Source organism: Pseudomonas sp. NPDC098747, assembly GCF_044760045.1.
Lineage (GTDB): Bacteria > Pseudomonadota > Gammaproteobacteria > Pseudomonadales > Pseudomonadaceae > Aquipseudomonas.
This window is the reverse complement of sequence record NZ_JBIWAL010000005.1, coordinates 160,319-183,637: the sequence shown is the minus strand read 5'-3', so window position 1 is coordinate 183,637 and position 23,319 is coordinate 160,319. Positions and strand designations below refer to the sequence as shown.

At 60.2% G+C, this 23,319-nt stretch carries 19 protein-coding genes; 2 read left to right on the top strand and 17 right to left on the bottom strand.

Annotated features, from left to right (window positions below):
* The first annotated feature begins 102 nt into the window (after positions 1-102).
* Positions 103-315 (top strand): hypothetical protein, encoded by a 213-nt coding sequence (locus tag ACIQVE_RS05140; RefSeq protein WP_402805157.1) that lies wholly within the window; start codon positions 103-105, stop codon positions 313-315.
* The gene (locus ACIQVE_RS05135) at positions 312-569 is read left to right on the top strand and encodes a hypothetical protein (protein ID WP_402805155.1); all 258 of its coding nucleotides are present in this window, start codon (positions 312-314) and stop codon (positions 567-569) included. Before ACIQVE_RS05140 ends, ACIQVE_RS05135 begins: the two co-directional genes overlap by 4 nt.
* Before the next feature lie 83 nt (positions 570-652).
* Here ACIQVE_RS05135 and ACIQVE_RS05130 read toward each other — a convergent pair whose 3' ends face one another.
* The 17 genes from ACIQVE_RS05130 to ACIQVE_RS05050 all read right to left on the bottom strand — a co-directional run bounded on the left by ACIQVE_RS05130 (position 653) and on the right by ACIQVE_RS05050 (position 23,261).
* The gene (locus ACIQVE_RS05130) at positions 653-1,237 is read right to left on the bottom strand and encodes a glutathione S-transferase (RefSeq protein ID WP_402805153.1); all 585 of its coding nucleotides are present in this window, start codon (positions 1,235-1,237) and stop codon (positions 653-655) included.
* A complete protein-coding gene (locus ACIQVE_RS05125) occupies positions 1,234-4,875 on the bottom strand; it encodes an AAA family ATPase (protein ID WP_402805152.1) in 3,642 nt (1,213 codons plus the stop codon). The genes ACIQVE_RS05130 and ACIQVE_RS05125 overlap by 4 nt, the downstream gene beginning before the upstream one ends.
* Positions 4,872-6,116, bottom strand: coding sequence for an exonuclease SbcCD subunit D C-terminal domain-containing protein (locus ACIQVE_RS05120; RefSeq protein WP_402805150.1), 1,245 nt, complete (start codon positions 6,114-6,116; stop codon positions 4,872-4,874). The genes ACIQVE_RS05125 and ACIQVE_RS05120 overlap by 4 nt, the downstream gene beginning before the upstream one ends.
* A 165-nt stretch (positions 6,117-6,281) precedes the next feature.
* A complete protein-coding gene (locus ACIQVE_RS05115; RefSeq protein ID WP_402805148.1) occupies positions 6,282-6,932 on the bottom strand; it encodes a hypothetical protein in 651 nt (216 codons plus the stop codon).
* Between the two features lie 110 nt (positions 6,933-7,042).
* Positions 7,043-7,408 (bottom strand): hypothetical protein, encoded by a 366-nt coding sequence (locus ACIQVE_RS05110; protein ID WP_402805146.1) that lies wholly within the window; start codon positions 7,406-7,408, stop codon positions 7,043-7,045.
* A gap of 67 nt (positions 7,409-7,475) precedes the next feature.
* Positions 7,476-8,249, bottom strand: coding sequence for a hypothetical protein (locus ACIQVE_RS05105; protein ID WP_402805144.1), 774 nt, complete (start codon positions 8,247-8,249; stop codon positions 7,476-7,478).
* Positions 8,250-8,670: 421 nt separating this feature from the next.
* A complete protein-coding gene (locus ACIQVE_RS05100) occupies positions 8,671-9,798 on the bottom strand; it encodes a hypothetical protein (protein WP_402805142.1) in 1,128 nt (375 codons plus the stop codon).
* On the bottom strand, positions 9,782-11,890 hold the full coding sequence (locus ACIQVE_RS05095; RefSeq protein WP_402805141.1) for a hypothetical protein: 2,109 nt from the start codon (positions 11,888-11,890) through the stop codon (positions 9,782-9,784). Before ACIQVE_RS05095 ends, ACIQVE_RS05100 begins: the two co-directional genes overlap by 17 nt.
* A gap of 24 nt (positions 11,891-11,914) precedes the next feature.
* Positions 11,915-13,408, bottom strand: coding sequence for a toxin VasX (locus ACIQVE_RS05090; protein WP_402805139.1), 1,494 nt, complete (start codon positions 13,406-13,408; stop codon positions 11,915-11,917).
* A complete protein-coding gene (locus ACIQVE_RS05085) occupies positions 13,405-14,277 on the bottom strand; it encodes a DUF4123 domain-containing protein (RefSeq protein WP_402805137.1) in 873 nt (290 codons plus the stop codon). Before ACIQVE_RS05085 ends, ACIQVE_RS05090 begins: the two co-directional genes overlap by 4 nt.
* Positions 14,274-16,277: a type VI secretion system tip protein VgrG gene (locus ACIQVE_RS05080; RefSeq protein ID WP_402805135.1), complete on the bottom strand. Its 2,004-nt coding sequence runs from the start codon at positions 16,275-16,277 to the stop codon at positions 14,274-14,276. The genes ACIQVE_RS05085 and ACIQVE_RS05080 overlap by 4 nt, the downstream gene beginning before the upstream one ends.
* Before the next feature lie 141 nt (positions 16,278-16,418).
* Entirely contained in the window at positions 16,419-18,056 is a 1,638-nt protein-coding gene (locus ACIQVE_RS05075; RefSeq protein WP_402805133.1) for a BatD family protein, read from the bottom strand.
* Entirely contained in the window at positions 18,053-19,789 is a 1,737-nt protein-coding gene (locus ACIQVE_RS05070; RefSeq protein ID WP_402805132.1) for a tetratricopeptide repeat protein, read from the bottom strand. Before ACIQVE_RS05070 ends, ACIQVE_RS05075 begins: the two co-directional genes overlap by 4 nt.
* Positions 19,786-20,865: a vWA domain-containing protein gene (locus ACIQVE_RS05065; RefSeq protein ID WP_402805131.1), complete on the bottom strand. Its 1,080-nt coding sequence runs from the start codon at positions 20,863-20,865 to the stop codon at positions 19,786-19,788. Before ACIQVE_RS05065 ends, ACIQVE_RS05070 begins: the two co-directional genes overlap by 4 nt.
* The gene (locus tag ACIQVE_RS05060; RefSeq protein WP_402805130.1) at positions 20,858-21,355 is read right to left on the bottom strand and encodes a DUF4381 domain-containing protein; all 498 of its coding nucleotides are present in this window, start codon (positions 21,353-21,355) and stop codon (positions 20,858-20,860) included. Before ACIQVE_RS05060 ends, ACIQVE_RS05065 begins: the two co-directional genes overlap by 8 nt.
* The gene (locus ACIQVE_RS05055; protein ID WP_402805128.1) at positions 21,352-22,296 is read right to left on the bottom strand and encodes a DUF58 domain-containing protein; all 945 of its coding nucleotides are present in this window, start codon (positions 22,294-22,296) and stop codon (positions 21,352-21,354) included. The genes ACIQVE_RS05060 and ACIQVE_RS05055 overlap by 4 nt, the downstream gene beginning before the upstream one ends.
* A 5-nt stretch (positions 22,297-22,301) precedes the next feature.
* Positions 22,302-23,261, bottom strand: coding sequence for a MoxR family ATPase (locus ACIQVE_RS05050; RefSeq protein ID WP_007913915.1), 960 nt, complete (start codon positions 23,259-23,261; stop codon positions 22,302-22,304).
* Positions 23,262-23,319 lie beyond the last annotated feature (58 nt).

The following is a 23,319-nucleotide window of genomic DNA, read 5'->3' as shown; positions in this document are numbered from 1 at the left end:
ATGATCAACGAAGCTGATGTTCACTATGGAAAACCCTGAGTGGTTGCCACAGCTTTTTTGATCGATTCTGTGGGCATCGAAACATGCCCACGGGAGAACACCATGGCCAGCACCATCATCTCTTCTGCCAAATTCGGCGCCTATCTGGCCATCGGTCTTTACCTGGCACTGGTGCTGATCGTCAGCCTCTCATCGCAGATGGAACACAGCTTCGACGCACCGATTCAGGTGGCGAATCCTGGCATTCAGTTCGAACACCGTTCGCAAAGCGTGATGGTCGACCGGGCTGAACTCGCGGGAGTCGGCGGAGCATGAAAGGCTACAGACTCTGGGTTATCGCAGGTTTAGCGTTGATGACTAACGGCGCGTCATTGCTGGGCATCGGCCAAGGCTCAGTGGGCGCACTGGCACGGGCTATAGAGGCCAATCACACCATCGCCCACGATATCGAAAGGGCGAGTACGCTGGGGCTGATGGCCGGCAATCCGCCGAGCAAGGCCGGCACCCATTTCCTCGGGCCGTTCGAAGTGGATTGCTCGGCCCTCGGGATGTGCCAGGTGCTGGCTTGACCTGCTGGCTTGACCAAACTCCAACACTTGCCTTGAGTGAAATTCATTGTGGTGAGGGGATCTGCAAGCAGAAAGCAGGGGGGTTATTTCTTCATGATCGAGGTGAAGAGGTCGGATTCGAGGAAGTGTTGCAGCCACGCTTGCAAGCGAACGTACGGCGTCTGCGCAAACCACTCCCGATCAACATGGGCGAACTGGCGTATGAAAGGCAATAACGCCACGTCCGCCAAACTCGCATGATCCGTCAGCAAATAATCACGGCCTTGAAGCAACTCATCAAGCCTGTGCAAAAACACCGCCCCCTCGGCCCGATATAATTCCATCGGCTGCTCGGGATAGCGCTCGGCATATTTGTAGCGATTCAAGTGAACCTTGAACACCTGATCATTCGCATCGATCAACTCGGCAATCCGAGGATCACCGCCGAGCAACCAATCCTGCGGATCATTCTGCGCCAGTGCCCAGCGCATGATTTCCAGGCTCTCATCGATCACCCGACCGTCCGCATCCAGCACCGGTACCGTGCCCTTGGGCGAGATCGCGAGCATCTCGGCGGGTTTGGCCTTGAGGCTGATTTCGACGATGTTCACGGGCACCCCCGAATAACGCAGGGCCATCCGCGCGCGCATCGCGTAGGGGCAGCGGCGGAATGAATACAGCGTGTTCATTTCACCTCCAGCGTGCTCAAACCGTTGCCCTGGCGCAGCACTTGAATCTGCACCGGGATCCGTTCGTGCATCTCCTGCACATGGGAAATCACCGCGACCTTGCGGCCCTGCGCCTGCAAGCCGTCGAGAGCATCCATCGCCAGTTGCAGGGATTCCGGATCAAGGCTGCCGAAGCCTTCGTCGATAAACAGCGATTCGATTTTCAGCGTGCTTGAAGCCATCGACGCCAGACCGAGCGCAAGGGCCAGCGACACCAGGAACGTCTCGCCGCCGGACAACGAATGCACCGAGCGCAATTCGTCGCCCATCTCCGTGTCCATCACCAAAAGGCCGAGCATGCTGCCGCCGCGTTTGAGGCGATAGCGTTTGACCAGTTGGCGCAACTGCACGTTGGCGTGGTGCACGAGCAAATCGAGGTTGTAGGCCTGGGCGATCTTGCGGAAGGTGTCGCCCGTCGCCGAACCGATCAGTGCACTCAGACGTGCCCATCGCTGGTACTCGGTATAGGCATCGGCGATCTGCTGCGCCAGTGCCTGATTGGCGTTTTGCCGGCGCTGGTCTTCAGCCTGTTCGGCGCGCAATTCGGCGCATTGCTGCTCGCTGACGTTGACTTGGCTCTGCAGGGCGAGGAGAGCGCTGGCGAGTTGCTCGGCATCGAGATTGCCGTTGTGCTGCGCCTGATGATCGAGCAAGCGCTGATCGCGTTCCTGCAACAGCACTTTGGCCTGTTCGATGGCTTTTTCGTTGCGCTGCAAGTGTTCGCGCAGTTCAGCCAGTTGCGCGTCATCGACCCGCAACAGATCTTCGAGACCGCCATCGTCAAGCTCAGGATGACGGGCGCGCCAGTCGGCAATCTTGCCGGCGAGATCCTTGTCTTCGCTTTCCAACGCTTGTAAACGTTCACGCTGTGCCTTGAGCTCGGCGGCGATCTGCACGAGTTGCGTGCTGACGTTTTGCAGCGCCTGAGCCGTGCTGGTTTCGGCGTTGCGCGCCTGTTCCACGGCGTGTTCCAGTTGCTGCTGCCAGTGCTCGGCGCTGCTGTGCTCGCCGAGCAGTTGCGTGAGTTTTTGTTGGCAGGCCTGTTGTTGCTCCGCCAGCGCATTGAATTGCTGTTCGGCGGCTTGCGACTGCTGCACGCGGGTCTGCTGGCGATCCTGTTCTTTCTCCAGCATTTGCTGGCGTTGCTGCTGCTCGGCCAGTTCTTCCTTCTGCTGATCGACTTGCGCCAGACGCTCGGCGATCTGCTGGTCGAGCTGCATGAACGTCGCGGCCGGTTCAAGGCGCAAGGCTTCGAGAGTGTCCGCCGGCAGCAGACTGCCAAACGCGCTGAGTTCTTCATCAAGGCGCTGGCGGTCGCTGCCCAACTCGCGCTGCTGGTTGCTCAGGTGCTGCGCCGCTTGCTGATGCGCGGTTTCGGCCTGACGCAATTGCTGGGTCAGGCGCGCGGCGTCCTGTTGCAGCGTGAGCAGCGCGCCTTGGCGTTGTTCGTCCTGAGCGATGCTCTGATTCAATTGCTCGTTCTGGCGGGTTAACCAAGCGTCGCGTTTATCGGCGTCTTGATTATGCAACTGCGCGGACAGGGGATGAGCGTCGAGGCTCGGCGCCAGCGTCTGCTGCTGAGCGACCAATTGTTCTTGCTGTTGCAGCAGTTCTTTTTGCTGAGCGATGACGCCACCGACCTCGGCGCGCAGTTCAACGAGTTTTTCCTTGAGCTGATCGACTGCATGCTGGGCGTTGGCCTGCTCGTTTTCATCGTGGCGACCGAGGCTTTGCAGCAGTGCTTCGGGCTGGTGATACGGGTGCTCGTTGCTACCGCAGACCGGGCACGGCTGATCGTCCTGCAACTGCGCGCGCAGCTCTTCGACACTGGCACTGCGCGCCAGACGCTGACGCTCCAGCAGTTCGCGGGTGACGTTGAGGGTCTGTTCGGCGACGGTCAGTTCGGCCTTGGTTTTTACCCCGTCCTGGGTCAGGCGCTCACGTTCCTGCTGGGCGCTGAGCTGGCGTTGTTGCAGGTCAGCGCTGCGCTTGTGCAGATCCTGTTGGCTGGCCCACAGGCGCGACAGGTCTTCGAAGGCGCGCAGTTGCTTGCGATTGTCCTGCAATAGATTGCCGAGGATGCCGATCTGTTCGGCGACGGCATCGGGCTCGGCACCGGCTTCCTTGAACAGCACTTCCAGTTGCTGCTTCTGTGCGGCGAATGCTTCAGCGTTGCGCGTGGCGCTCTCTTCGAGCGAGGCCAGTTCGGCCTGACCTTTGTTCAAACGGTTGCCGATCAGCATCAGCTGTTGCAGACGATCGCGGTAGGCATTCCATGCGTCGCTCAACGGCGCCAGATGAGCGCTTTGCTCAAGCTCGGCGGCGATGCGTTGCAGGCGCTCAGCGACTTGGCCCTGCTTTTCCAGCAAGGCTTGAATGTCGCTCTGGCCTTGCGTGCAGGCTTGCTGCGCCTGGTCTTTCGCATCGGCGCTGCTGGCTGCATCCTTGGCCAGACGGGCGAGGGTGCTCTGTTCTTCAAAGGCCTGACGCAACAGTGGGGCATTTTCGCTTTGGCGCTGTTGTGCCTCGCTCAGGGCGAATTTCGCCGCTTCGAGATTTTGCTCCAGCAGCGTCTGCTGCTTGCTCAGTTCTGCGTGTTGCTGTGTGTGCGCGGCAATCTCTGCGGCCAACGGTGTCAGCTGCGCATCAAGTTCGGTTTTACGCGCGAACTGGTGCCGTTGAGGGCCGAGCTGCTCCAGGCGCGTCAGCTTCACGCGCTCGCCGGCCAGACTTTCCCATTGCTGTTGCGCGCTGTGCAGTTGCTCGGTGGCGGCTTGCTGCGAGTCCTGCAACAGGCGCAAATCCTTCAGCCAACCGTGCTGCTGTTCAAGCTGCTTGAGCTGCGTCTGCTGCACCTTCAGTTGTTGCTGCGCGGCGTTGAAACGCTCGTCCAGTTCAGCCCGGGCTTCCGGCGCGAGTGGGGTGACGCCGGTGGCCTGATCCTGAAACAGTTTGTGCGCTTCGCGGGCCTCCTTGGTCTTGTCAAAGGCGCGGCGACCGAGGCGGGTGTACAGCGCGGTGTCGGTGAGCTTTTCCAGCAGTTCGCTGCGATCGTTGTCGTCAGCCTTGAGGAAGGCACTGAACTCACTCTGGGCCAGCAGCACGGCGCGGGTGAACTGTTCGAAGTTCAGACCCAGCGCGGCTTCCAGTTGAGTCTTGTATTCGCCTTTCTGGCTGGCGAGCAGTTGATCCTGATCGATGTCGCGCAGGCTCTGCCGACTGGCCTGCAACTTGCCGCCAGCCTTTTCCCGCGCGCGATTGGCTTCCCAGCGCGCCCGGTAGCGGCGGCCATCGATACCGACAAAATCCACCTCGGCGTAGCCTTCACCGGTGCCACGCCGCAGCAGGGTGCGCGGGTCACCGGTGGCGATTTCGCCGTCGGCATCCGGGACTTTGGCGTCACGGCCGGTGTTGTTCAGACGCGGTACGGCGCCGAACAGCGCCAGGCACAAGGCATCGAGCAGAGTACTTTTACCGGCGCCGGTCGGCCCGGTAATCGCGAACAGACCGGCGCTGGCCAGCGGCTCGGCGGTGAAGTCGATCTCGAACGGCCCGGCGAGCGAGGCGAGGTTTTTCAAACGAATGGCGAGAATCTTCATGGCTGCTCGCCCTCCATTTGCACGTCTTGCAGCAGTTCGGCGAAGTCCTTGAGCGTCTGCTCATCGACCTCGTTGCCATAGTTGTCGAGCCACGCGCGACTGAACAACTCCTGCGGCGTGAGTTGGTCGAGTTCGATCAAGGCGGTGCCGTCCTCCACGCCATCGGCGCCACGGTTGCCGGCGTATTCAGCAGCGATGCGCACCAGACGCACGGCTTTGCCTTGCAGGGCGGTTTCCACTTGATAGCGCAGATCCGGTTGCGGCTCGTCGAGGCGCACGCGCACTTCCAGCCACGGTTGGCGCTGGGTTTCAGCCAGCAGATCGATGTTCGGCAGGTCCGCCAGTTGCACGAGGATTTCCGCCAAAGGCGCCGGGCCGATGCGTTGGAGATTGACCGAGCGCGGGATCAGTTTCGGCTCGACGCTGACCAGGGTTTCGCCATCCAGAGTGACGTCGAGAATCTGGTGCTGATAACCGATCTCCGAGAACGACAACGGAATCGGCGAGCCGCTGTAGCGGATGCGCTCCTCACCGTTGACCTTCTGCGGCTTGTGCAAGTGACCGAGGGCGACGTAGCTGATGCTCGGCCCGAACAGACTGGCCGGTAGGGCTTCAGCGTTGCCGATGATCAGGCTGCGCTCGGAGTCTTCCGAAACCGAACCACCGGCCATGTGCGCGTGGCTGATGGCAATCAGTGCCTGGCCCGGCTTGCGTTTGGCATTCGCCGCCTCGATCAGCCATTCATGCACCTGGCCAATGCCACGCAAATAGTTGTCGCCCAAATGCGCGCCAGTCACTTCGGCCGGGCGTAGAAACGGCAACGCCAGGCACCATGCGGCGATTTCGCCTTGGGCATTCGGCAAGGGCAGCAACAGACGTTCGGCATCGAGTTGGCCATCGTCCAGCCACAGCACCCGGCCCAGTGCGTGAGTGCGTAAACGGCGCATCAACGGCGCGGGCAGTTCGATCCGCGAGCCGGAATCGTGGTTGCCGGCGATCATCACGATAGTCAGCAACGGCTGCTGCTCGTGGGCACTGACGATGAAATCGTAGAGGCGTTCCTGGGCTTTGACCGGCGGATTGACCGTGTCAAAGATGTCACCGGCAATCAACAGCACATCCGGCTGCGCCAGTTGCAGTTGGCGCAGCAGCCATTCGAGGAAGCACGCATGCTCGAAATCGCGCTCCTGGCCGTGCAGGTTTTGCCCAAGGTGCCAGTCGGAGGTGTGAAACAGACGCAAGGTGGACTCCGCAACAGATAAAGAGGTGATGGCCGCGGGAAAATAAGGGGCGGCGAAAGAGGGGAGAGTTTACTGGCAAATGCGCAGGCTTGCCCAAAGGCTTGATGGGTCAAGCCAGATGAGGGGGCTGTGCTGGAGCAACAGCCTTTGCCACGAAAGTCATTTTCAGCCGCGCACATTACGGTCGGTATTCAATCGCTGCACTTCAGCAAAAATCTCGGTAATCGCTCGATGTGGCTGGCGTTTGTGCAGGGTTCGGACCTGTGCGCTCATGCTCAGCAGTTCTTCGCTGGGCATCGCCCACTGCTGTTTTGGCAGCGGCTGTGACCATTGGCGCATCCCCTCGGGCAATACGTGTTGGCCCATGGCGTCGATGCGGCGGATTTCCCATTCGACCAAATGGTTGGGCAGCGTCCAGAACGTCATGACGTGATACAGGTACCAGAAGAACCCCGATACCCGGCCCCGCTCGCCATCGCGGATCTGTTGATGCATGCGCGCACGGGCGTTGTAGAACGTGTGCAGACCTTCGTGGGGCGGATCGTTGGGGCCTTGCAAGTCTTGCAGGTACTGAATGGATTTGAGGTCGTTGACTTCGTGTTCCATGTAACCGCGAATGGCTTCCCAATGGCTGATGGCGAGGGGCAGGCCGGCGCAAGGGAATTCGACGCTGGTCAGGATTTCACCGTGCTGAAAACCGATGCCCATGCCGTATTGGCGGCGGATGCCGTACTGGGTCACGCTCTGGGCTTCGATGACCCAGGCCGAGAGCGATTCCCACGGAACGAAGAGCGGTTCGGTGGCGTCTTCGGGCATGAAACAGACTTCGCGGCGTTGCCGGTTGAAGCGGGTAGGGATGATTTCGGCGCGTTTGTTGTGGTTGTGGAGCCAGACGCAGAGGCCGATGAGTAGGGTGATAAAAGCTGTTAGTAGCCCGAGTTTGGACGCTTCAAAAAAACATCTGTCGCAAACTCCCAAGAGTAACGCCACTCGTATCCTAAAACGAGGCCGAAGCAGAGGCAGAACAATGGAAATAGGATCACGAACATAAACGCCAAGGTTAGCGGCCCTCCTAATGTCACCTGCCACATAAAGACTTGAGGTAATCCCAACCCGAAGTCCATGTACACCTCGTTCAACTCTCCAATATGCGGGCCACGAGGTGGTAAGGGTGTGGGCAAAGGCAAGGGCGCAAGATAGGTAATCTTCCCGCTTGGAAAGGGCTCGATATCTCCGGCGTTACGGGATTGTTCAAGGTTCGGTGTCGGCACAGGTTCAGGTTTTTTGGACATGGTCGACCAGCTCCAGCAAATGGGTTTCAACCAGTAACAGGGAGGATCACCTCCTGTGTTCCCGCTTTCATGCGCGATGTTGACTGCTGGTATTCAATCGCTGCACTTCAGCAAAAATCTCGGTAATCGCTCGATGTGGCTGGCGTTTGTGCAGGGTTCGGACCTGTGCGCTCATGCTCAGCAGTTCTTCGCTGGGCGTCGCCCACTGCTGTTTTGGCAGCGGCTGTGACCATTGGCGCATCTCCTCGGGCAATAGGTATTGGCCCATGGCGTCGATGCGGCGGATTTCCCATTCGACCAGATAGTTGGGCAGCGTCCAGAAGGTCATGACGTGATACAGGTACCAGAAGAACCCCGATACCCGGCCCCGCTCGCCATCGCGGATCTGTTGATGCATGCGCGCACGGGCGTTGTAGAACGTGTGCAGACCTTCGTGGGGCGGATCGTTGGGGCCTTGCAGTTCTTGCAGATACTGGATGGATTTGAGGTCGTTGACTTCGTATTCCATGTAACCGCGAATGGCTTCCCAATGGCTGATGGCGAGGGGCAGACCGGCGCAAGGGAATTCGACGCTGGTCAGGATTTCACCGTGCTGAAAACCGATGCCCATGCCGTATTGGCGGCGGATGCCGTACTGGGTCACGCTCTGGGCTTCGATGACCCAGGCCGAGAGCGATTCCCACGGGACGAAGAGCGGCTCGGTGGCGTCTTCGGGCATGAAACAGACTTCGCGGCGTTGCCGGTTGAAGCGGGTAGGGATGATTTCGGCGCGTTTGTTGTGGTTGTGGAGCCAGACGCAGAGGCTGATGAGTAGGGTGATGAGGCCTGTTGTTATGGCCATTTTATAGGACACCAGGAAAATCCCTTCTATTGAGTCCCGAATGTCTTCCCAGCCATATCCAAATACAACGCCAAGAAAACCGCCCAGCAGCGGAAACAGGAAGGCAATCATGAATGCAAGACTAAATGGCCCTCCCAATATGACTTGCCATGAGAACACCTCGGGTAACCCGAGCCCAAAATCCATGTACACATCATTAAGCTCTCCGATATGGGATCCTCGGGGCGGTAGCGGTGTGGGCAACGGTAGCGGCGCAAGATACGTAATCTTCCCGCTTGGAAAGGGCTCGACATCTCCGGCTTTACGGGATTGTTCAAGGTTCGGTGTCGGCGCAGGATCAAGTTTTTTGGACATGGTCGACCAGCTCCAGCAAATGGGTTTCAACCAGTAATAGGGAGGATCACCTCCTGTGTTCCCGCTTTCATGCGCGATGTTGACTGCTGGTGTTCAATCGCTGAACTTCAGCAAAAATCTCGGTAATCGCTCGATGTGGCTGGCGTTTGTGCAGGGTTCGGACCTGTGCGCTCATGCTCAGCAGTTCTTCGCTGGGCGTCGCCCACTGCTGTTTTGGCAGCGGCTGTGACCATTGGCGCATCCCCTCGGGCAATACGTGTTGGCCCATGGCGTCGATGCGGCGGATTTCCCATTCGACCAAATGGTTGGGCAGCGTCCAGAACGTCATGATGTGATACAGGTACCAGAAGAACCCCGATACCCGGCCCCGCTCGCCATCGCGGATCTGTTGATGCATGCGCGCACGCGCGTTGTGGAACGTATGCAGGCCTTCGTGGGGCGGATCGTTGGGGCCTTGCAGGTCTTGCAGATATTGGATGGATTTGAGGTCGTTGACTTCGTATTCCATGTAACCGCGAATGGCTTCCCAATGGCTGATGGCGAGGGGCAGGCCGGCGCAAGGGAATTCAACGCTGGTCAGGATTTCACCGTGCTGAAAACCGATGCCCATGCCGTATTGGCGGCGGATGCCGTACTGGGTCACGCTCTGGGCTTCGATGACCCAGGCCGAAAGCGATTCCCACGGGACGAAGAGCGGTTCGGTGGCGTCTTCGGGCATGAAACAGACTTCGCGGCGTTGCCGGTTGAAGCGGGTAGGGATGATTTCGGCGCGGTTGTTGTGGTTGTGGAGCCAGACGCAGAGGCCGATGAATAGGGTGGAAATGTAGGTTACTGCTGCATACCGATAACCTTCGTGGAACATCCCCGTCATTGATTCCCAGATAGCTTCCCTATCGTAACCAAAAATAACCCCTAGAAATCCGGTAAACAGCGGAAATAGAAAAGTAATCATAAAGACCAGGGTAGATGGTCCTCCTAGTGTGATCTGCCACATAAAAACTGGAGGAGATCCTAGCCCGAAGTCCATGTACACCTCATTTAATTCCCCAATATGAGGGCCATGAGGATGTAGGGGGGTCGGCAAAGGCAGCGGCGCAAGATAGGTGATCTTCCCGCTTGGAAAGGGCTCGATATCTCCGGCTTTACGGGGTTTTTCAAGGTTCGGTGTCGGCACAGGTTCAGGTTTTTTGGACATGGTCGACCAGCTCCAGCAAATGGGTTTCAACCAGTAACAGGGGCGGAGGCTGGGTGACTGACTTGGGCAGTAGCGAAGGATAGCGACCTTCGCCTCGAGGGTTGAGGTGGATGTAGTGAGTGCGAGAGATCCACTCACCTTTGGCGTCCAGCCGTTGCACGCACACCCCCAGTTCCAGTGTCTCGGTCACAGGCGTCAACGGCGCATCGTGATTGAGCGGATATTGCAGGCATAAAATCAGCGGGTTTGCTTGCACGATCTGCAGGCTGTCCGCCACTTCATTGCTGATCTCATCCTTGCGTTCGCGCGCCACACCGCGGCTGTCGAGCGGGCGAAAAAGCCGATGGGCGCCGATACCCAGTCGATGAGACGCTTTACCGCTTAAGGGTGGCTGAAAATCGCTGAGCTTCACCCCCGGCAGCTCCAGATGAATATCACTGGGGTTGGCGCGTAAAAACAGATTTTTCAGCAATGAGTCGTGCTTGTTCGGGCCAAGTAGTGCAACAGGGGCGTGAATCAAGTCGCCGAGATAACGTTGGTAGTCATCCAGGCTGTGGTCACCGCGTTCGTCGGTGTCCAGACTCCAGGGCGTGGTTTTGAGCCACCTGTCGTGGGCGCTGATGTTGTAGCGGTTGTGCAGCCAGGTGCCTCCCAGTTCCAGTACGGTGAACAATGCGCCGGCCAGGTTGACCCGGAAAAACACGGTGGAAAGGCGTGTGCCGGCGGCGGCCCAGGCGGCCGTTCTTGCCGCAGCGCTTTTAGCGATCAGTACGGTGTAACCCGCGTGCAAGGTTTGCCCAAAGCCATAGGCATTGACACTCGTCATGCCGGCTGCGCCAATCGTGGCAAGAGCAGCACTCCTCTGGGCCGCGCGATTACCGCTTCGCGTCGCTTCCTGCCATTTCTTTTGCTGTATATCGAGGCTGGCCAATGAAGATATAAAACCAAGACCGTAGGTAGCAAAACCCAGCCCTACATGCATTTTCCCCATCTGCACATGCACACTTTCCAACGCGAGATGCTGAGCTGCTGAGACCAGCTTATCGCTCCGCGCTTTCAGAGCGGTATCTGCCAGGCTTTGAGCCGCGGTGAAGCCTGCAGCGCCGGTAGTGGCCAATGCGGCGAAGAAAGGCGCACGTTTTTTTTCGTCCTTTGTCTGGCTCATCATCTCCCGATAAACAACAACCAAATTCACCGCCTGCGCCAAAAACACCAACAACCCAACCCCTTCACTCTTGATCAAATCTGCCCTCGGCACACTTTGAACCCCCAGCCGAATATTCTTCAGCAAACTCCTCACTTCCTGTTGTTGCGCCGGTGCAAACACTACCGTCACTCCGGCCCGGGCCGGGGTGGCGCCATACATGCGCACCGATGCATCCGCCAGTTCCGCAATCGGGCTCAACGCGCCTGCGAGCCTGCCCTCTAGCTGAGCCAACCCTGCACGCACCCGAACGATCTCGGTCTGCAACTCCATCGCACGTGCTGTTTTATGGCCTGCGAGTTTTTTATTGTGGGTAAGCCGGTTGCGTTCACTGCTCAGACTCTTGAGGTCTGCGCGTTCGCGCAGCAGGTCTTTGATGTCGGTTTGCAGCGCTACGTGTTCGGCCGGGGTGGCGACGGTGAAGGTCACTCCGGTACTTTTCGCTGCATCGAGGATTCGTGCCGGCAGCGCTTTGGGCAGTTGGCGGAACAGCTCGTCAAGGTCGGGGATTTTTCCTTGCGCCAGATCGAAGCCTTCCAGCGCGCGGCTCAGCCCCAGATTCAAGGCAGGGCTGTAGCTGTGATGCACCGCATCGGCGAGGGCCCGGGTGTGTTCGGGAAAAGTATCGAGGGCCGGCAAAAGTGGATGTTCGATTTTTCGCAGGGTTTCCAGCCAGTCAGGCAGCTTGCTGAACAGGCCGGCGCCGGCATTCCACAGCAGGCTGTATTGCACCAGCAGTTCAGGCCTGACCCGCAGCGGCAAGGTATAGAACGGTGATCGCGTCATCTGCGGGTGTTCTTCCAGAAAACCCAGCATCTTTTCACTGGCGTGATCGCTGCGGCAGATGTCTTTGATACAGGCATATTCGGTAGCGAAGGCCTCGGCCAACTGCTGTGGCTCCTGCGCATCGTACTACCAGGCCGAGCGATGGTAGCGTCCGGCACACACCAGATCGGTGCGGTCGGCGGTGATGCGGTCGAGCAAGCGGTTCCAGCGTCCGAGGTCGGCGCGGTGCTTGAACAGCGAGTCGTCCATGGCGGGGCGGTCAATAAAGTCGTTGATCCCGCGCTTACCGGAGAAATCGGAGCCTTCGAGCACCGCCTCAATGCGCTTGTTCTGTTCCTTGCCGAGCTTGATCAGGGTTTTCAGGTGCTGTTCGACGAACTCATCGGGCGCCATGGCAAAGTGCTGGCGGGTGTAGTAACCGCGGTCCGTATCCTCTATGGCTCGCCTGTGAGCTGTAATATCAGGATTACCACCCTGAAGCATGAGCATCTTGTTTACTTCAGATGCTGCTTCTTTGCGCAATTGCTCAAGTTCAGGCGCAGCGGGAACACCGTCCACCTCGACTTTGCCGCCCTTGTTCAAGTAGTCCAGCAAGGCTGTGCGCGTGCGCTCCCGGGTGGGTTCAGGCAACTGTTGCAGATCGCCAAGCAGGTTTTTTACGGCCGGGTCGTCGCTGGCTTTGTCCAAATTGCCGACATCCGACGGGCTGAGCTGGCTCAGAGATTCGATATAGCAGGCCAGCAAATAATCTCGTTCGTTATTGTCGGTATTGCTCCAGTGTTCGACCCAACCGGCCACGGTGTCTTGATAGTTGGCCAGGTCGCGCAGAACGCCGAGGTCGTCCTGAATCACGAGGAACAGAGTGTCGTCCTGATACGCGGGACGCACCCGCCCCAGAAACTCGCCCATATTCGCCTCGCGAAAGCGCCGAGGCTGCTCCCACAGATAAGGTTCGAGTTCGTGCTCGGGGGCGTTATTGACCTTGAGTTCCGGCATGAGAACGGCGTCCGCTGGCGAGGCCTTTTGCAGGGTTGCACGATCTTCTTCGGCCTGTGCTTTCTGGGCCGGCACGGTCGCAACCTCTGCCATCCATCGCTTTGCCTGTTCAACTGTCAGCAAGTGTTCGCCACCGGTCTCACAATTCACCGGCCCAAGATCGACCGCTTGCATGAAGTGCTCGCGCTCCTCGCGGTTTTCGATCACTTGTGCGCATTTGCCAGCGCTCCACTGGACTTCCGCAAAGCACACATGCAATAGGCTGCGCCGTGAAAATACCAATGCCGGGTGTTCCTCGACAGGTGTGCGCTGATCCCCTTCAACCTTGGCACCCTTGTGCAGCAAGGCGCTGACTGATCCATTGAGAACCCGATATTCGTGCAAATGGCCAGTCACGCTGTCGATCACATACAGCCAGCCGTCGCGTAGCAGGCGAATGCCCATAGGTCGCGTTTGAAGAACGTAGGGCAGTTTCAACGCCGCGCCAGGGTCGAGAAGTTTTTCCACCAGGCCATAGCGCAAGGGCAGAAGCTGCACATGGGTTTGGCGCAAGGGGCAGGCGCCAGGCGAGCCGATGGCTGTTTTAGACGCCGCAGCCGCTGCGAGATTGGCGGGTGAGTTCATGAGCGGCTCCGTTGAGTAGTCCACTGGTGAGCGAGCTGTGCGGCCAGCACAACGCGCTCACCCGGCGATTGCAGCGATGGCGTATGGAGCAGTCGATGGATATGCGAATGCTGCTCGGGCGTCGAGCCGTCCAATGCGGCCATGGCGTTGGCGTAAAAGAACAGGTCGGATTTGCTGCTCAAACCCAGCGCCAAGGCTTGCTGCAAAAGCTGTTCGAGCCGTGGCCAACGTTGAGCCAGGGTTTCGCCGCCATGATGTGTCGGGAAGTAGCTGAGAAGATGGGCATCGAGCTCGATCAGTGCGCGGCGCTGATCGGCGTGATCCAGCGCCGAGTTCTGCTGCGCACTCAGGCGGTAGGGCGTCGGCAGGTCAGGGTGTTCGACCAGTCGAGGTTGAGGTTGATGACGATGCCAGTTCGTGCCAACGCAGTCAGCCGTTACAACACAGGACAGCGGACCAGACAATCGCGCATCGTTGCTGCCAAACAGAACGCGCGCCACGGCGGCGTCGGCCAGTCGCAGCATCACCGGCAGACCTTCCGGCATTTCGACCGTCAACAGTTTTCGCAAGTGCTGTGCGACGCCATGAGCAGGTTCGGCGCTGAAGAGCAGCACGCCCCATTCCTCGTGTGCGTGCTCGCAAAAGAACTGAAAAATTGCCGCGTCAGGGTGTTCAATTGTCACCAACAGCGGTGAGATTTCCCGCAGTTCGGTGAAGGATGTGGTGTCGAACAAGGCGATGGTGCTGACGCCGGGGTCATGCTGTTTCAAGCGTTCCAGCAGGTTTGGTTCGGTCGCGCCGTCCAGCAATAAAAAAGCGTGCTGGTCATTCCACGGCAGGTCTGCCGGCAGTGAGGTCGAGAGACTCATGCTTGGCTCGCCTCGCAAATCAGGCAGCGTGACGTGTAGTTTGAAAGCAGATTGGTGCGTTGCTCGTTGGGGTTTATCGTCATCTTCAACAACGGTAATACGCCCGGCATCAACGGTTCGGCTGCCAGACTCACTGAGGGTGCGCCACCCTGGACAATCGGCACGCTGCTGCAAATACCCTCCGCTCCGAGCGTGAGCCAGTGGCCGCCGGCCTTGATCGTCACGTGGGTGCCGCCATCGATGACCACCTGCTGGCCGGCACCGAGGTGGATTTGTTGGCTCGCACTGAGCCGCTGACTGGCAACTTGAATATGACGATCGCCTTGCACCCACAGATGATCGTCCTGCTTGAGTTCAGTCAGGCGATTACCGTGTGTCAGGTGGTGTTCGTCGCTGCGCAGGTCATGGCTGCAAATGCCGCCGACCACCAGGGTGTGTTGGTTATCGACTTGCACGCGTTGGTCGTTGAGGACGAGTTGGGCAAAGTCGCGCTGGGCGCGGATGGAGATTTCTTCCGCACCTTTCCTGTCCTCGATGCTCAGCTCGTTGTAACCACCACCACCGGGGCTGCTTTGGCTGCGCCAGATACTGCGCGTTTGTTCGGCGGGCAGATCCAGCGGTACCGGGTTCGCAGCATTGGGCAGGCAGCCGAGGACGAACGGTTTGTCAGGGTCGCCGTCACTGAAACCCACCAACACTTCCATGCCGACACGCGGGATCTGCACGCTACCATAGCCGTCATGAGCCCAGTTCGTGGCCACTCGCAGCCAACAACTGGATTGTTCGTTGAGCTGGCCGTCGCGATCCCAGAAAAGCTGGATCTTCACTCGGCCATAACGATCGCTGTATATCTCGTCACCCGGTGGCCCCGTCACCACCGCGTGCTGGGTGCCGGTCATCCGGGGTTTAGGATGCTCCAGCGCGGGTCGGAAAATCACGTCCCAAGGCGTCGCGACAAAGTGGTTGCGATAGCCCTGACTGAAGCCATCGGCGGCTGCTGGGGCGGGTGCCGATTCTTCCAGCACTTGCGGTTGTCGACCGATGTGTTCAACACGGGTCAGCAGCCATAAGCCATTGCAGTCAGTGCGTGGGTGTTCGCACATGTCGACGAAGCTGCCACTGCGCATCAGGCTTTGATCGCTGCGACCGTGACCCTCACGGTAATCGGCGCGATGCCGCTCAAGGGCACGCTGAGTCAGTTGCTTGCCTTGATCTCGATGGATGAATTGCCCGGGAAAACGGTAATCCTCAAGTTCCGGAAGCCTGGGTTCTTTGGCTTCTGCGTCCAGTTGTACCGTGGGTTTTTCGAAGTAGTAGTCACGGCGACTGACGTGAGTGGTGCGGGTTTCCACGCGCACATTGAAACGGTCGATTACTTCGGCATCAGCCACCATGCTGCTGTCTTGTGCATAGGCCGTCGTCGCCTCAGGCCGAGGAAAAGCGGTCTGATCATCGCCGAACACCAGCAAGTGCCCATCGTAGCCGTGCTCAAAATGAAAGTGCAGGCCTTCTTCTTCGCACAAACGCTGGATGAAGTGCAGGTCCGTCTCGTCAAACTGCACGCAATACTGGCGTGGCGAGTATTTGCCACTGAGTTGAAAGCGCCAGGCATCGGGCTGCATGGCGTGATCACCCAGCACTTGGGCGATGATTTGCGGCACGCTCAGTTGCTGGAAGATCCGCTGATTATGGCGATGGGTGAGGTAAGCCAGATACGGCACCAGAACAATCTGGTAGCGCGTGAGGCGTGAACCGGAGTCACTTTGGGCGACTCGATAGATCTGCCCGTGAAGCCCTGCGCCGTTCGCACTGAAAGAGAGAAACGCTGGACGGTGCAGCAGGGACTCGAGGTCAAGGTCACGGAACTCGCTGACCAGCTCCAGTTTGACCTCATAGGTCTGGTTGAGCGCTTCTGTGGCTCGGAACTCGAATACCTGAAAATCGTGGGAAAAGCCCTCGATTTCGAGCCTGAAAACGACTGATTTGCCAGCGCTAGGCATCCACATTTCCCTGTGTCTGTTCAAAGAACAGGACTCTGTGTGGAGCAGCCAAATCAGTGAAGTCAGATAAATCGGCGTGTAACGTAGGGCTTTTCCGGTCGGGATAAAAGGCTCGCCGTCAGGCTATAAGTCCTACAGAAATTACTTCGGATAAAGCGGCGGCAACCCGCTGTCAACCACCGGATCCTGCACCCGTTCCGCCGCTGGAATGGTGCGGATCGCCCGCCACAAATCCTCGCCTTGCCAGTGCTGGCCAGTCTCGCTGTACAGCGCACCATTGAGCCCGTCCAGCGCATCCGACAACGGCACAAACCGCGCCGCCATGTCCGCCAGTGTCTCCGGTTGCTGACGCGCCCAGGCATCCAGCGCCTGGCGGGTTGCGTGCGGATCGTTGGCCTGGCTCGCACGCTTGATGTCGTCCATCAAGGTGCGTGGGCTCGGGCCGGTTTGTGCGGCGCGCAGGATCGCCGGTTGCCAGCGCGCACGCCACCACAGGCCGAAGCCCAGGAGGGTGGTGCAGGCCAGAACAAGCGTGCTGAGTTTCCACCACCACAGCGTGTCACTGTCAACAATCGCAGGTTGCAGGCTGCCGGTCGGGGTGTCGACTTGCAGGCCCGGGTTGTTGGCCACTTGCAGCGTACGCGCCGGCAGGCTGCTGTGTTCCAGGTGGTCTTCGAAGGTGTTCCACCACACCACGTCTACCGTTGGCAGGTCGATTGAACCGCTGCGACTCGGGACCAGTGCTTCGCGTTCTTCACGGCTGCCGATCAGGCCGCGGTCGCTGCTCTGGTTGCTCAGCACCGGTTGATCCGGGTAGCGGCGCAGGCCGTTGACCTCGGTGGCGGGCAGTGCCGGGAGTTGTGAGCTGGCCAGGCCTTCGACTTTCAGGGTCAAACTGCGGGTCAGCGAATCGCCGACCTGAGTGTGTTCCGGCTCCGGGCTCCAGTTCTCGCTCAGGCTCAGGCTGCGGGCCGGCAGCCATGGCGCATCGATCGGATAGGTCAGTGGCTTGGGTTTGACCGTCAGGGGGATTTGCGCGGAATTGACTCGCATCAGTTTGCCGGGTTTCGGCCCTTGCGCGGTTGAGTCTTGGGCGGGCTGGGTCTCGACCAGCGTTGCACTGAACGTCTGTGGGGCAATGGTCAATAAGCCGCTGTGCTGCGGATAGATCGCATAGCGCATTTCGATTACGCCATGGCGCACGCCGTTGATGTCTTTCTCGTAAGTGCGCGTATCACCCAGTTGCTCGATGCGCGCGTCGGCGATTTGCAGCGGGGTCAGGCTGCTGTCGTCGTACAGCGACACCGAATGGTAGATGCGCAGGGTCAGGATCGCCTGGGCCTGCACGTAGACGCTGGACTGATCGAGACTGGCCTCGATGAACACCGGATCGAGGCTGTTCTTGTCCTCGCGAATATCGCTTTCGACCACTTGCACGGTGATCGGCTGGCTCTGTACATCGCCCAATTGCAGCGGCGGAATCAGCACGCTGCCGTTTTCTTTCGGCAACAGGGTGATGATCCAGCGCGTGGTGGCGCGGTTTTCGCCGCTGAGGGTGTTCAACTGGTTGACCTGCCGCGTGCCGCGGACTTCGAACAGCGGCTCCAGCGGTGTCAGGTCGGGTTTGCCGAACTGGGTGACGTCGCTGGTTTCGAGGGTGAGTTCGACCGTCTCGCCGGAGTTCAGGCGACTGCGATCCACGCTGGCAGTCAACTCGGCCGCGTGAGCGGTGGCCGTGCAGATCAGCAGGGGTAGCAAGAGAACGGTGAAGCGGGTCATCGAGTATTTTCCTGATCCTGATGTTGTTGCTGTTCGTACCAGAATTTGCGTCGCAGCAATTCGCCCGGGTCGTCGGGAATCTTGCCCAGCCATTGTTCCAATGCCTGACGTTGCTCGCCTTCGAGGTTGTCTTCGCTGGGGCGTAGCGTCGGCACGGTGTTCGTTTCCTCTTCCTCGTCACTGCCTGACAATTCGTCGGGGCCTGGCAGTGGTGGGGCAGTCGGTGGTGGTTCGCTGGCTGACTCGGCGGGCTGAGCCTCGCTCCGGGTTTCACTTCGCACCGCGGGTGGCGGCGCGGTCGCTGGCGGCGGTTCATCGCCGGGCAGGTTTTGCTCCGTCGATTTGCGCTCCGGTTCAGCGGGCGGCGGCGTGTTTTTCAACTTCAGCAGATTTTCCACCAGCGCCTTGTTGGTCTGCGCCGGGCGCAAGTCCGGTTGCAACTCCAGGGCCTGTTCATAGGCATCGATTGCGGCGTCCAGCTCACCGCTTTTCGCCAATGCGTTGCCTCGATTGTAGTGGGCGCGGGCATCGCTGCCTTCGGCGAAACGCTGGGCGGCGCCACTGTAGTCGCCGGCCTCGTACAACGCCACCCCTTGCCACTGATGATCGGCAAAATGTTGCGCCGCTTCGGCGGGGCGCTTCTGCTTGAGCAGGTGCAGCCCGCGCTGGTCCGGGCGCAGCCACAGGTCTTCGAAGTCGAAAGCGTAGCTTGGCTGCGGCAGGCAGATCAGCAGTGGCAAACAGAACAGCCAGCCGCGACGCCCGGCGCACGCCGCCAGCAATAACAGCGGCAACAGCAGCCAGTAACCCTGATCAGCCCAGGTATCGAGGCGCACGGTCTGGCCGTCGTCGCGCAGGCTGCGCGGGCCATTGAGCAAGCCGAGTGCGCCCAGATCACCTTCGTCCAGCCGTGCGGCGTGATAGTCACCGCCAACGCTGTTGAGGAAGGCGCCGAGGCCCGGACTGTCGAGTTGCGGCACGCGGATCGCGCCTTGTTTGTCCTTGAGGAAACTGCCGTCCTCTTGGGCAATCGGCGCGCCTTCAGCGGTGCCGACGCCGAGCATCAACAGTTGCGCCGACTCACCGCTCAGCGCACGGCGAATGCCTTGGCGCTCTTCTTCGTTCAGGGATGAACCGATTAATAGAATCCGCCCCTGGCCGAGCGCACCCTGTTTGAGCAATGCCAGCGCTTTGTTCACCGCCAAATCCGCACGGTGACCACTTTCCGGCATCAGCGACGGCTTGAGTGCGTCGAGCAGATTGCGACTGGTCGCCAGGTCATCCGACAACGGCACCAGCGTGTGGGCGCTGCCGGCGTAGACGACGATGGCGGTTTGCGCATCGCTGCGTGCCTGTAACAGGTCGAACAGCTTGCGCCGCGCCTGTTCCAAACGCGTGGGTGGCGAGTCGGTGGCGAGCATTTCCGGAGTCAGTTCCAGTATCACCACCAACGGATCGGCAGGTTTCTGGCTGGTCTGTTCGACGCGCTCCCAACTCGGCCCGAGCAGCGCCAGAATCGTCAGCAGCCACGCGATACCGAGGGCGACCCACGGCAGTTTGCTGTCGCGACCGTTACCGCCGCTGAGCAGGGTGGCGTGAAACGCCGGCGGCAAAATCATCTGCCAGCGTCCGGCGCGTTTTTGCCGATGCCAGAGTTGCCAGATCAGCCAGCCGAGCAGCGGCAGCAACAGCAACCACCACGGACGGAACCAGTGCGGCCAAAGGGCGATCATCGGCGCCTCCGCAGACGCAAGCGTTTGAGGCGCCCGCGCCAGTCAGGCAGCGGACTTTGCAGATACAGCTGCTTGTTGAACAGGCGTTGCAGCGGGTTGTCTGGCCACAATTCGCGCGCGACCAACAGCAGGCTCAGCCACAAGGTCAACGCCAGAGGCCAGTGATACAAAGCTTGTGCCGGACGCGCCTGGGTAGGTTGTTGGGTCACCGGTTCGAGCTGGTCGAGGGTGTCCTTGATCGCTTGCAGTTCTTTGCCGTCGTGGGCGCGGAAATACTGGCCGCCGGTCACTTGCGCGATGGCTTTGAGCGCCGGCTCGTCGAGGTCCAGGCTCGGATTGACGCCGAGCAACGCGGTGGAACCGCTGTCTTCCGGATTGGCGCCGATGCCGATCGGGTAGATCTTCACGCCTTCGCTGGCCGCCAGTTTCGCAGCGGTCAGTGGATCGATTTCGCCGCCATTGTTGGCGCCGTCGGTGACCAGAATCAGCACGCGACTTTGCGCCGGACGCATGCGCAGGCGTTTCAGGGCCAGACCGATGGCGTCGCCGATGGCGGTGTTCTTGCCCGCGATGCCGATCCGCGCTTCGTCGAGCCAGACACGCACGGTGTGGCGGTCGAAGGTCAGCGGTGCTTGCAGATAGGCCTGGCTGCCGAACAGGATCAGGCCAACACGGTCGCCGTCGCGGCTTTCGAGGAAGTCGCCGAGCAGGTGCTGCACCAGAGTCAGTCGGCTGACGTCCTCGTCCTGCCACTGCATATCCGGGAAGTCCATCGATCCGGACACGTCCACCGCGACCAGCAGATCGCGACCGCTGGCAGCAATCGGCAGCGGTTCGCCGAGCCATTGCGGGCGCGCAGCGGCGCTCAACAACAGCAACCACAGCAAAATGAACGGAGCCTGTTGGCGCCACGCCGGCAGATTGGCCCGAGCGCGACGACGAGCAAGGCCTTCAAGGTCCGAGAGGAAACTGACTTTCAACGCAGGCTCGCCGCTGTCGGCCACCGGCAGCACGAGGCGCATCAACCACGGCAGTGGCAACAGCGCAAAGATCCACGGCCAGGCGAATTCAAACATGCTTGCGAATCCAGGTGTCGACCGCTTGGGTCAGGCCGGCGATGGCTTTGTCGTCGAGTTTGCATTCCGGTTTGTAGGCGCCTTCGACCAGCACCATCCAGCGCGTCAGCCCGGCTGCCGGGCAACGATTGTCGAGAAATGCCAGCCATTTGCGGCCATTGAGCGTGTGGCTCTGGCTGTAGGGGTAGTGGTTGCGGCACAGGCGCTTGAGCAGGCCGTTGAGTTGCTGCAGCCAGGCGCCGGCCGGGGCGCCGTCGTAGGGTTTGGGCATTTGTGCCAGTTCGGCGAGGGCGGCGATGCGCACCGGGTCGAGCGGCTGTTCGGCGCGCACGATCGGGCGTTTTTTCAGGGGGATGAAACGGCGCAAACGCCACACGGCAAAGCCGAGCAGCGGCAACAACAGAAGCAGCAGCCACCAGCCCGGTGCCGGCGGCCAGAAGGCAATCGGTGGCGGGGAGATCAGCGGTTGCAGTTTTTCGAGGCCAATCATCGACCTTTCCCCGGTCGCTGCGGATTGAGGAATTCGCGCATCTGCTCGACCATCTCGCTTTGGGTGCTCAGCGGCATCAGCAACACTCGCAGTTTTTGCGCGAGCAGTTCCCAGCGGGCGATACGTGCTTCGGCCTGGGCGCGATAGGTCTGGCGCAGGTCGAAATTGAGTGTATCGAGTTCCAGTTGCGCGCCTCGTTCAGCGAATCGCAAGAGACCGGCGGCGGGCAGGGCGTGATCGAGCGGATCGGACAGCGGCAGCATCAGTAAATCGCAATGCCGCGAGAGCAAGCTTAGTTGCTGTTCGGCACTGTCGGTCAGCGCGCGCTCATCGCAAATCACGATCACCAGACTGCCCGGGCGCAGCACTTCCCGGGCTCGGCGCAGGGCTACGCCGAGCGTATCGCGATCCAGTTCGCGCTCGGTGTGCAGCGACTGGTTGACCTTGACCAGACGATTGAGCAGTTGCAGCAGACTCTGTTTGCTCCGTCGTGGCTTGATTTCGTAATGCTCATTGTCGCCGAACACCAAGCCGCCGACCCGGTCGTTGTGGCCAAGCGCGGCCCAGCCGATCAACGCCGCCACTTGCGCGGCCAGCACCGATTTGAACATCAGCCCCGAGCCGAAAAACAGCCGCGTGCTTTGCTCGACCATGATGAAGATCGGCCGTTCGCGTTCTTCATGGAACAGCTTGGTGTGCGGCTCCTGCGTGCGAGCGGTAACGCGCCAGTCGATAGTGCGAACATCGTCGCCGGCCTGATAAACCCGCACCTGATCGAAGTCTACGCCTCGACCGCGGAATTTCGAATGATGCAAGCCGATCAGCGGGCTGCGCTGGCTCGGCGTGGAAAACAGCTGCACTTCGCGCACACGGTGGCGCATCTCGATCAGCTCGGCGAGGCTGACGCGGATGCCCGGTTCGGACGGCAGAGGAGCGTTCATGGGGGTCAAGCGACGGCTACGACGTCGAGAATCCGCTGCACCACGCGATCCTGATCGATGCCGGCGGCCTCGGCTTCAAACGACAGAATGATGCGGTGACGCAACACGTCGAACAGCACGGCCTGAATGTCTTCAGGGCTGACGAAGTCGCGCCCGGCCAGCCAGGCGTGGGCCCGGGCGCAGCGGTCGAGAGCAATCGAGCCACGTGGGCTGGCGCCGTAGGCGATCCACTCGGCCATTTCCGGGTCGAACTTGGCCGGGTTGCGCGTGGCCATGACCAGTTGCACCAGGTATTCCTCCACGGCATCAGCCATGTACAGGCCAAGGATTTCCTTGCGCGCGGCGAAAATCGCTTGCTGGCTGACCCGGCGCTCGGGCTTGGTCTCGCCGTTCAGCGCTTCGCCACGGGCCTGCTGGAGGATGCGGCGCTCCACGGCGGCATCGGGGAAACCGATTTTGACGTGCATCAGGAAGCGGTCGAGCTGCGCTTCCGGCAGCGGATAGGTGCCTTCCTGCTCGATCGGGTTCTGCGTGGCCATCACCAGAAACAGCGGCGACAGCTCATACGTGCTGCGCCCGACGCTGACCTGACGTTCGGCCATCGCTTCGAGCAGCGCCGATTGCACCTTGGCCGGGGCACGGTTGATTTCGTCCGCCAGCACCAGGTTGTGAAAGATCGGCCCTTGCTGAAACACGAAACTGCCGGTTTCCGGGCGATAGATCTCGGTGCCGGTGATGTCGGCAGGCAGCAGATCAGGGGTGAACTGGATGCGATGGAACTGGGCTTCGATGCCCTCGGCGAGTTCTTTGATCGCTTTGGTCTTGGCCAGACCCGGCGCGCCCTCGACCAGCATGTGGCCGTCGGCGAGCAGGGCGATGAGCAAACGCTCGATGAGTTTTTCCTGGCCGAGAATCTGCGTTGAAAGAAAGGTTCGCAGCGCCAGCAGCGCTTCACGATGTTCCATCGGTGACTGTTCCTGGAAAGGGGTGGCCGCGGGCGTTTGGGTAACGCCGGGGCTGGGG

What these genes read in the sequence shown, in the direction of transcription:
- ACIQVE_RS05080 (WP_402805135.1), bottom strand. Translation starts at nt 16,277, where the DNA reads ATGCCTAGCGCTGGCAAATCAGTCGTTTTCAGGCTCGAAATCGAGGGC.
- ACIQVE_RS05125 (WP_402805152.1), bottom strand. Translation starts at nt 4,875, where the DNA reads ATGAAGATTCTCGCCATTCGTTTGAAAAACCTCGCCTCGCTCGCCGGG.
- ACIQVE_RS05105 (WP_402805144.1), bottom strand. Translation starts at nt 8,249, where the DNA reads ATGGCCATAACAACAGGCCTCATCACCCTACTCATCAGCCTCTGCGTC.
- ACIQVE_RS05055 (WP_402805128.1), bottom strand. Translation starts at nt 22,296, where the DNA reads ATGAACGCTCCTCTGCCGTCCGAACCGGGCATCCGCGTCAGCCTCGCC.
- ACIQVE_RS05100 (WP_402805142.1), bottom strand. Translation starts at nt 9,798, where the DNA reads ATGTCCAAAAAACCTGAACCTGTGCCGACACCGAACCTTGAAAAACCC.
- ACIQVE_RS05050 (WP_007913915.1), bottom strand. Translation starts at nt 23,261, where the DNA reads ATGGAACATCGTGAAGCGCTGCTGGCGCTGCGAACCTTTCTTTCAACG.
- ACIQVE_RS05060 (WP_402805130.1), bottom strand. Translation starts at nt 21,355, where the DNA reads ATGATTGGCCTCGAAAAACTGCAACCGCTGATCTCCCCGCCACCGATT.
- ACIQVE_RS05140 (WP_402805157.1), top strand. Translation starts at nt 103, where the DNA reads ATGGCCAGCACCATCATCTCTTCTGCCAAATTCGGCGCCTATCTGGCC.
- ACIQVE_RS05135 (WP_402805155.1), top strand. Translation starts at nt 312, where the DNA reads ATGAAAGGCTACAGACTCTGGGTTATCGCAGGTTTAGCGTTGATGACT.
- ACIQVE_RS05090 (WP_402805139.1), bottom strand. Translation starts at nt 13,408, where the DNA reads ATGAACTCACCCGCCAATCTCGCAGCGGCTGCGGCGTCTAAAACAGCC.
- ACIQVE_RS05065 (WP_402805131.1), bottom strand. Translation starts at nt 20,865, where the DNA reads ATGTTTGAATTCGCCTGGCCGTGGATCTTTGCGCTGTTGCCACTGCCG.
- ACIQVE_RS05075 (WP_402805133.1), bottom strand. Translation starts at nt 18,056, where the DNA reads ATGACCCGCTTCACCGTTCTCTTGCTACCCCTGCTGATCTGCACGGCC.
- ACIQVE_RS05085 (WP_402805137.1), bottom strand. Translation starts at nt 14,277, where the DNA reads ATGAGTCTCTCGACCTCACTGCCGGCAGACCTGCCGTGGAATGACCAG.
- ACIQVE_RS05110 (WP_402805146.1), bottom strand. Translation starts at nt 7,408, where the DNA reads ATGTCCAAAAAACCTGAACCTGTGCCGACACCGAACCTTGAACAATCC.
- ACIQVE_RS05070 (WP_402805132.1), bottom strand. Translation starts at nt 19,789, where the DNA reads ATGATCGCCCTTTGGCCGCACTGGTTCCGTCCGTGGTGGTTGCTGTTG.
- ACIQVE_RS05115 (WP_402805148.1), bottom strand. Translation starts at nt 6,932, where the DNA reads ATGCCCGAAGACGCCACCGAACCGCTCTTCGTTCCGTGGGAATCGCTC.
- ACIQVE_RS05130 (WP_402805153.1), bottom strand. Translation starts at nt 1,237, where the DNA reads ATGAACACGCTGTATTCATTCCGCCGCTGCCCCTACGCGATGCGCGCG.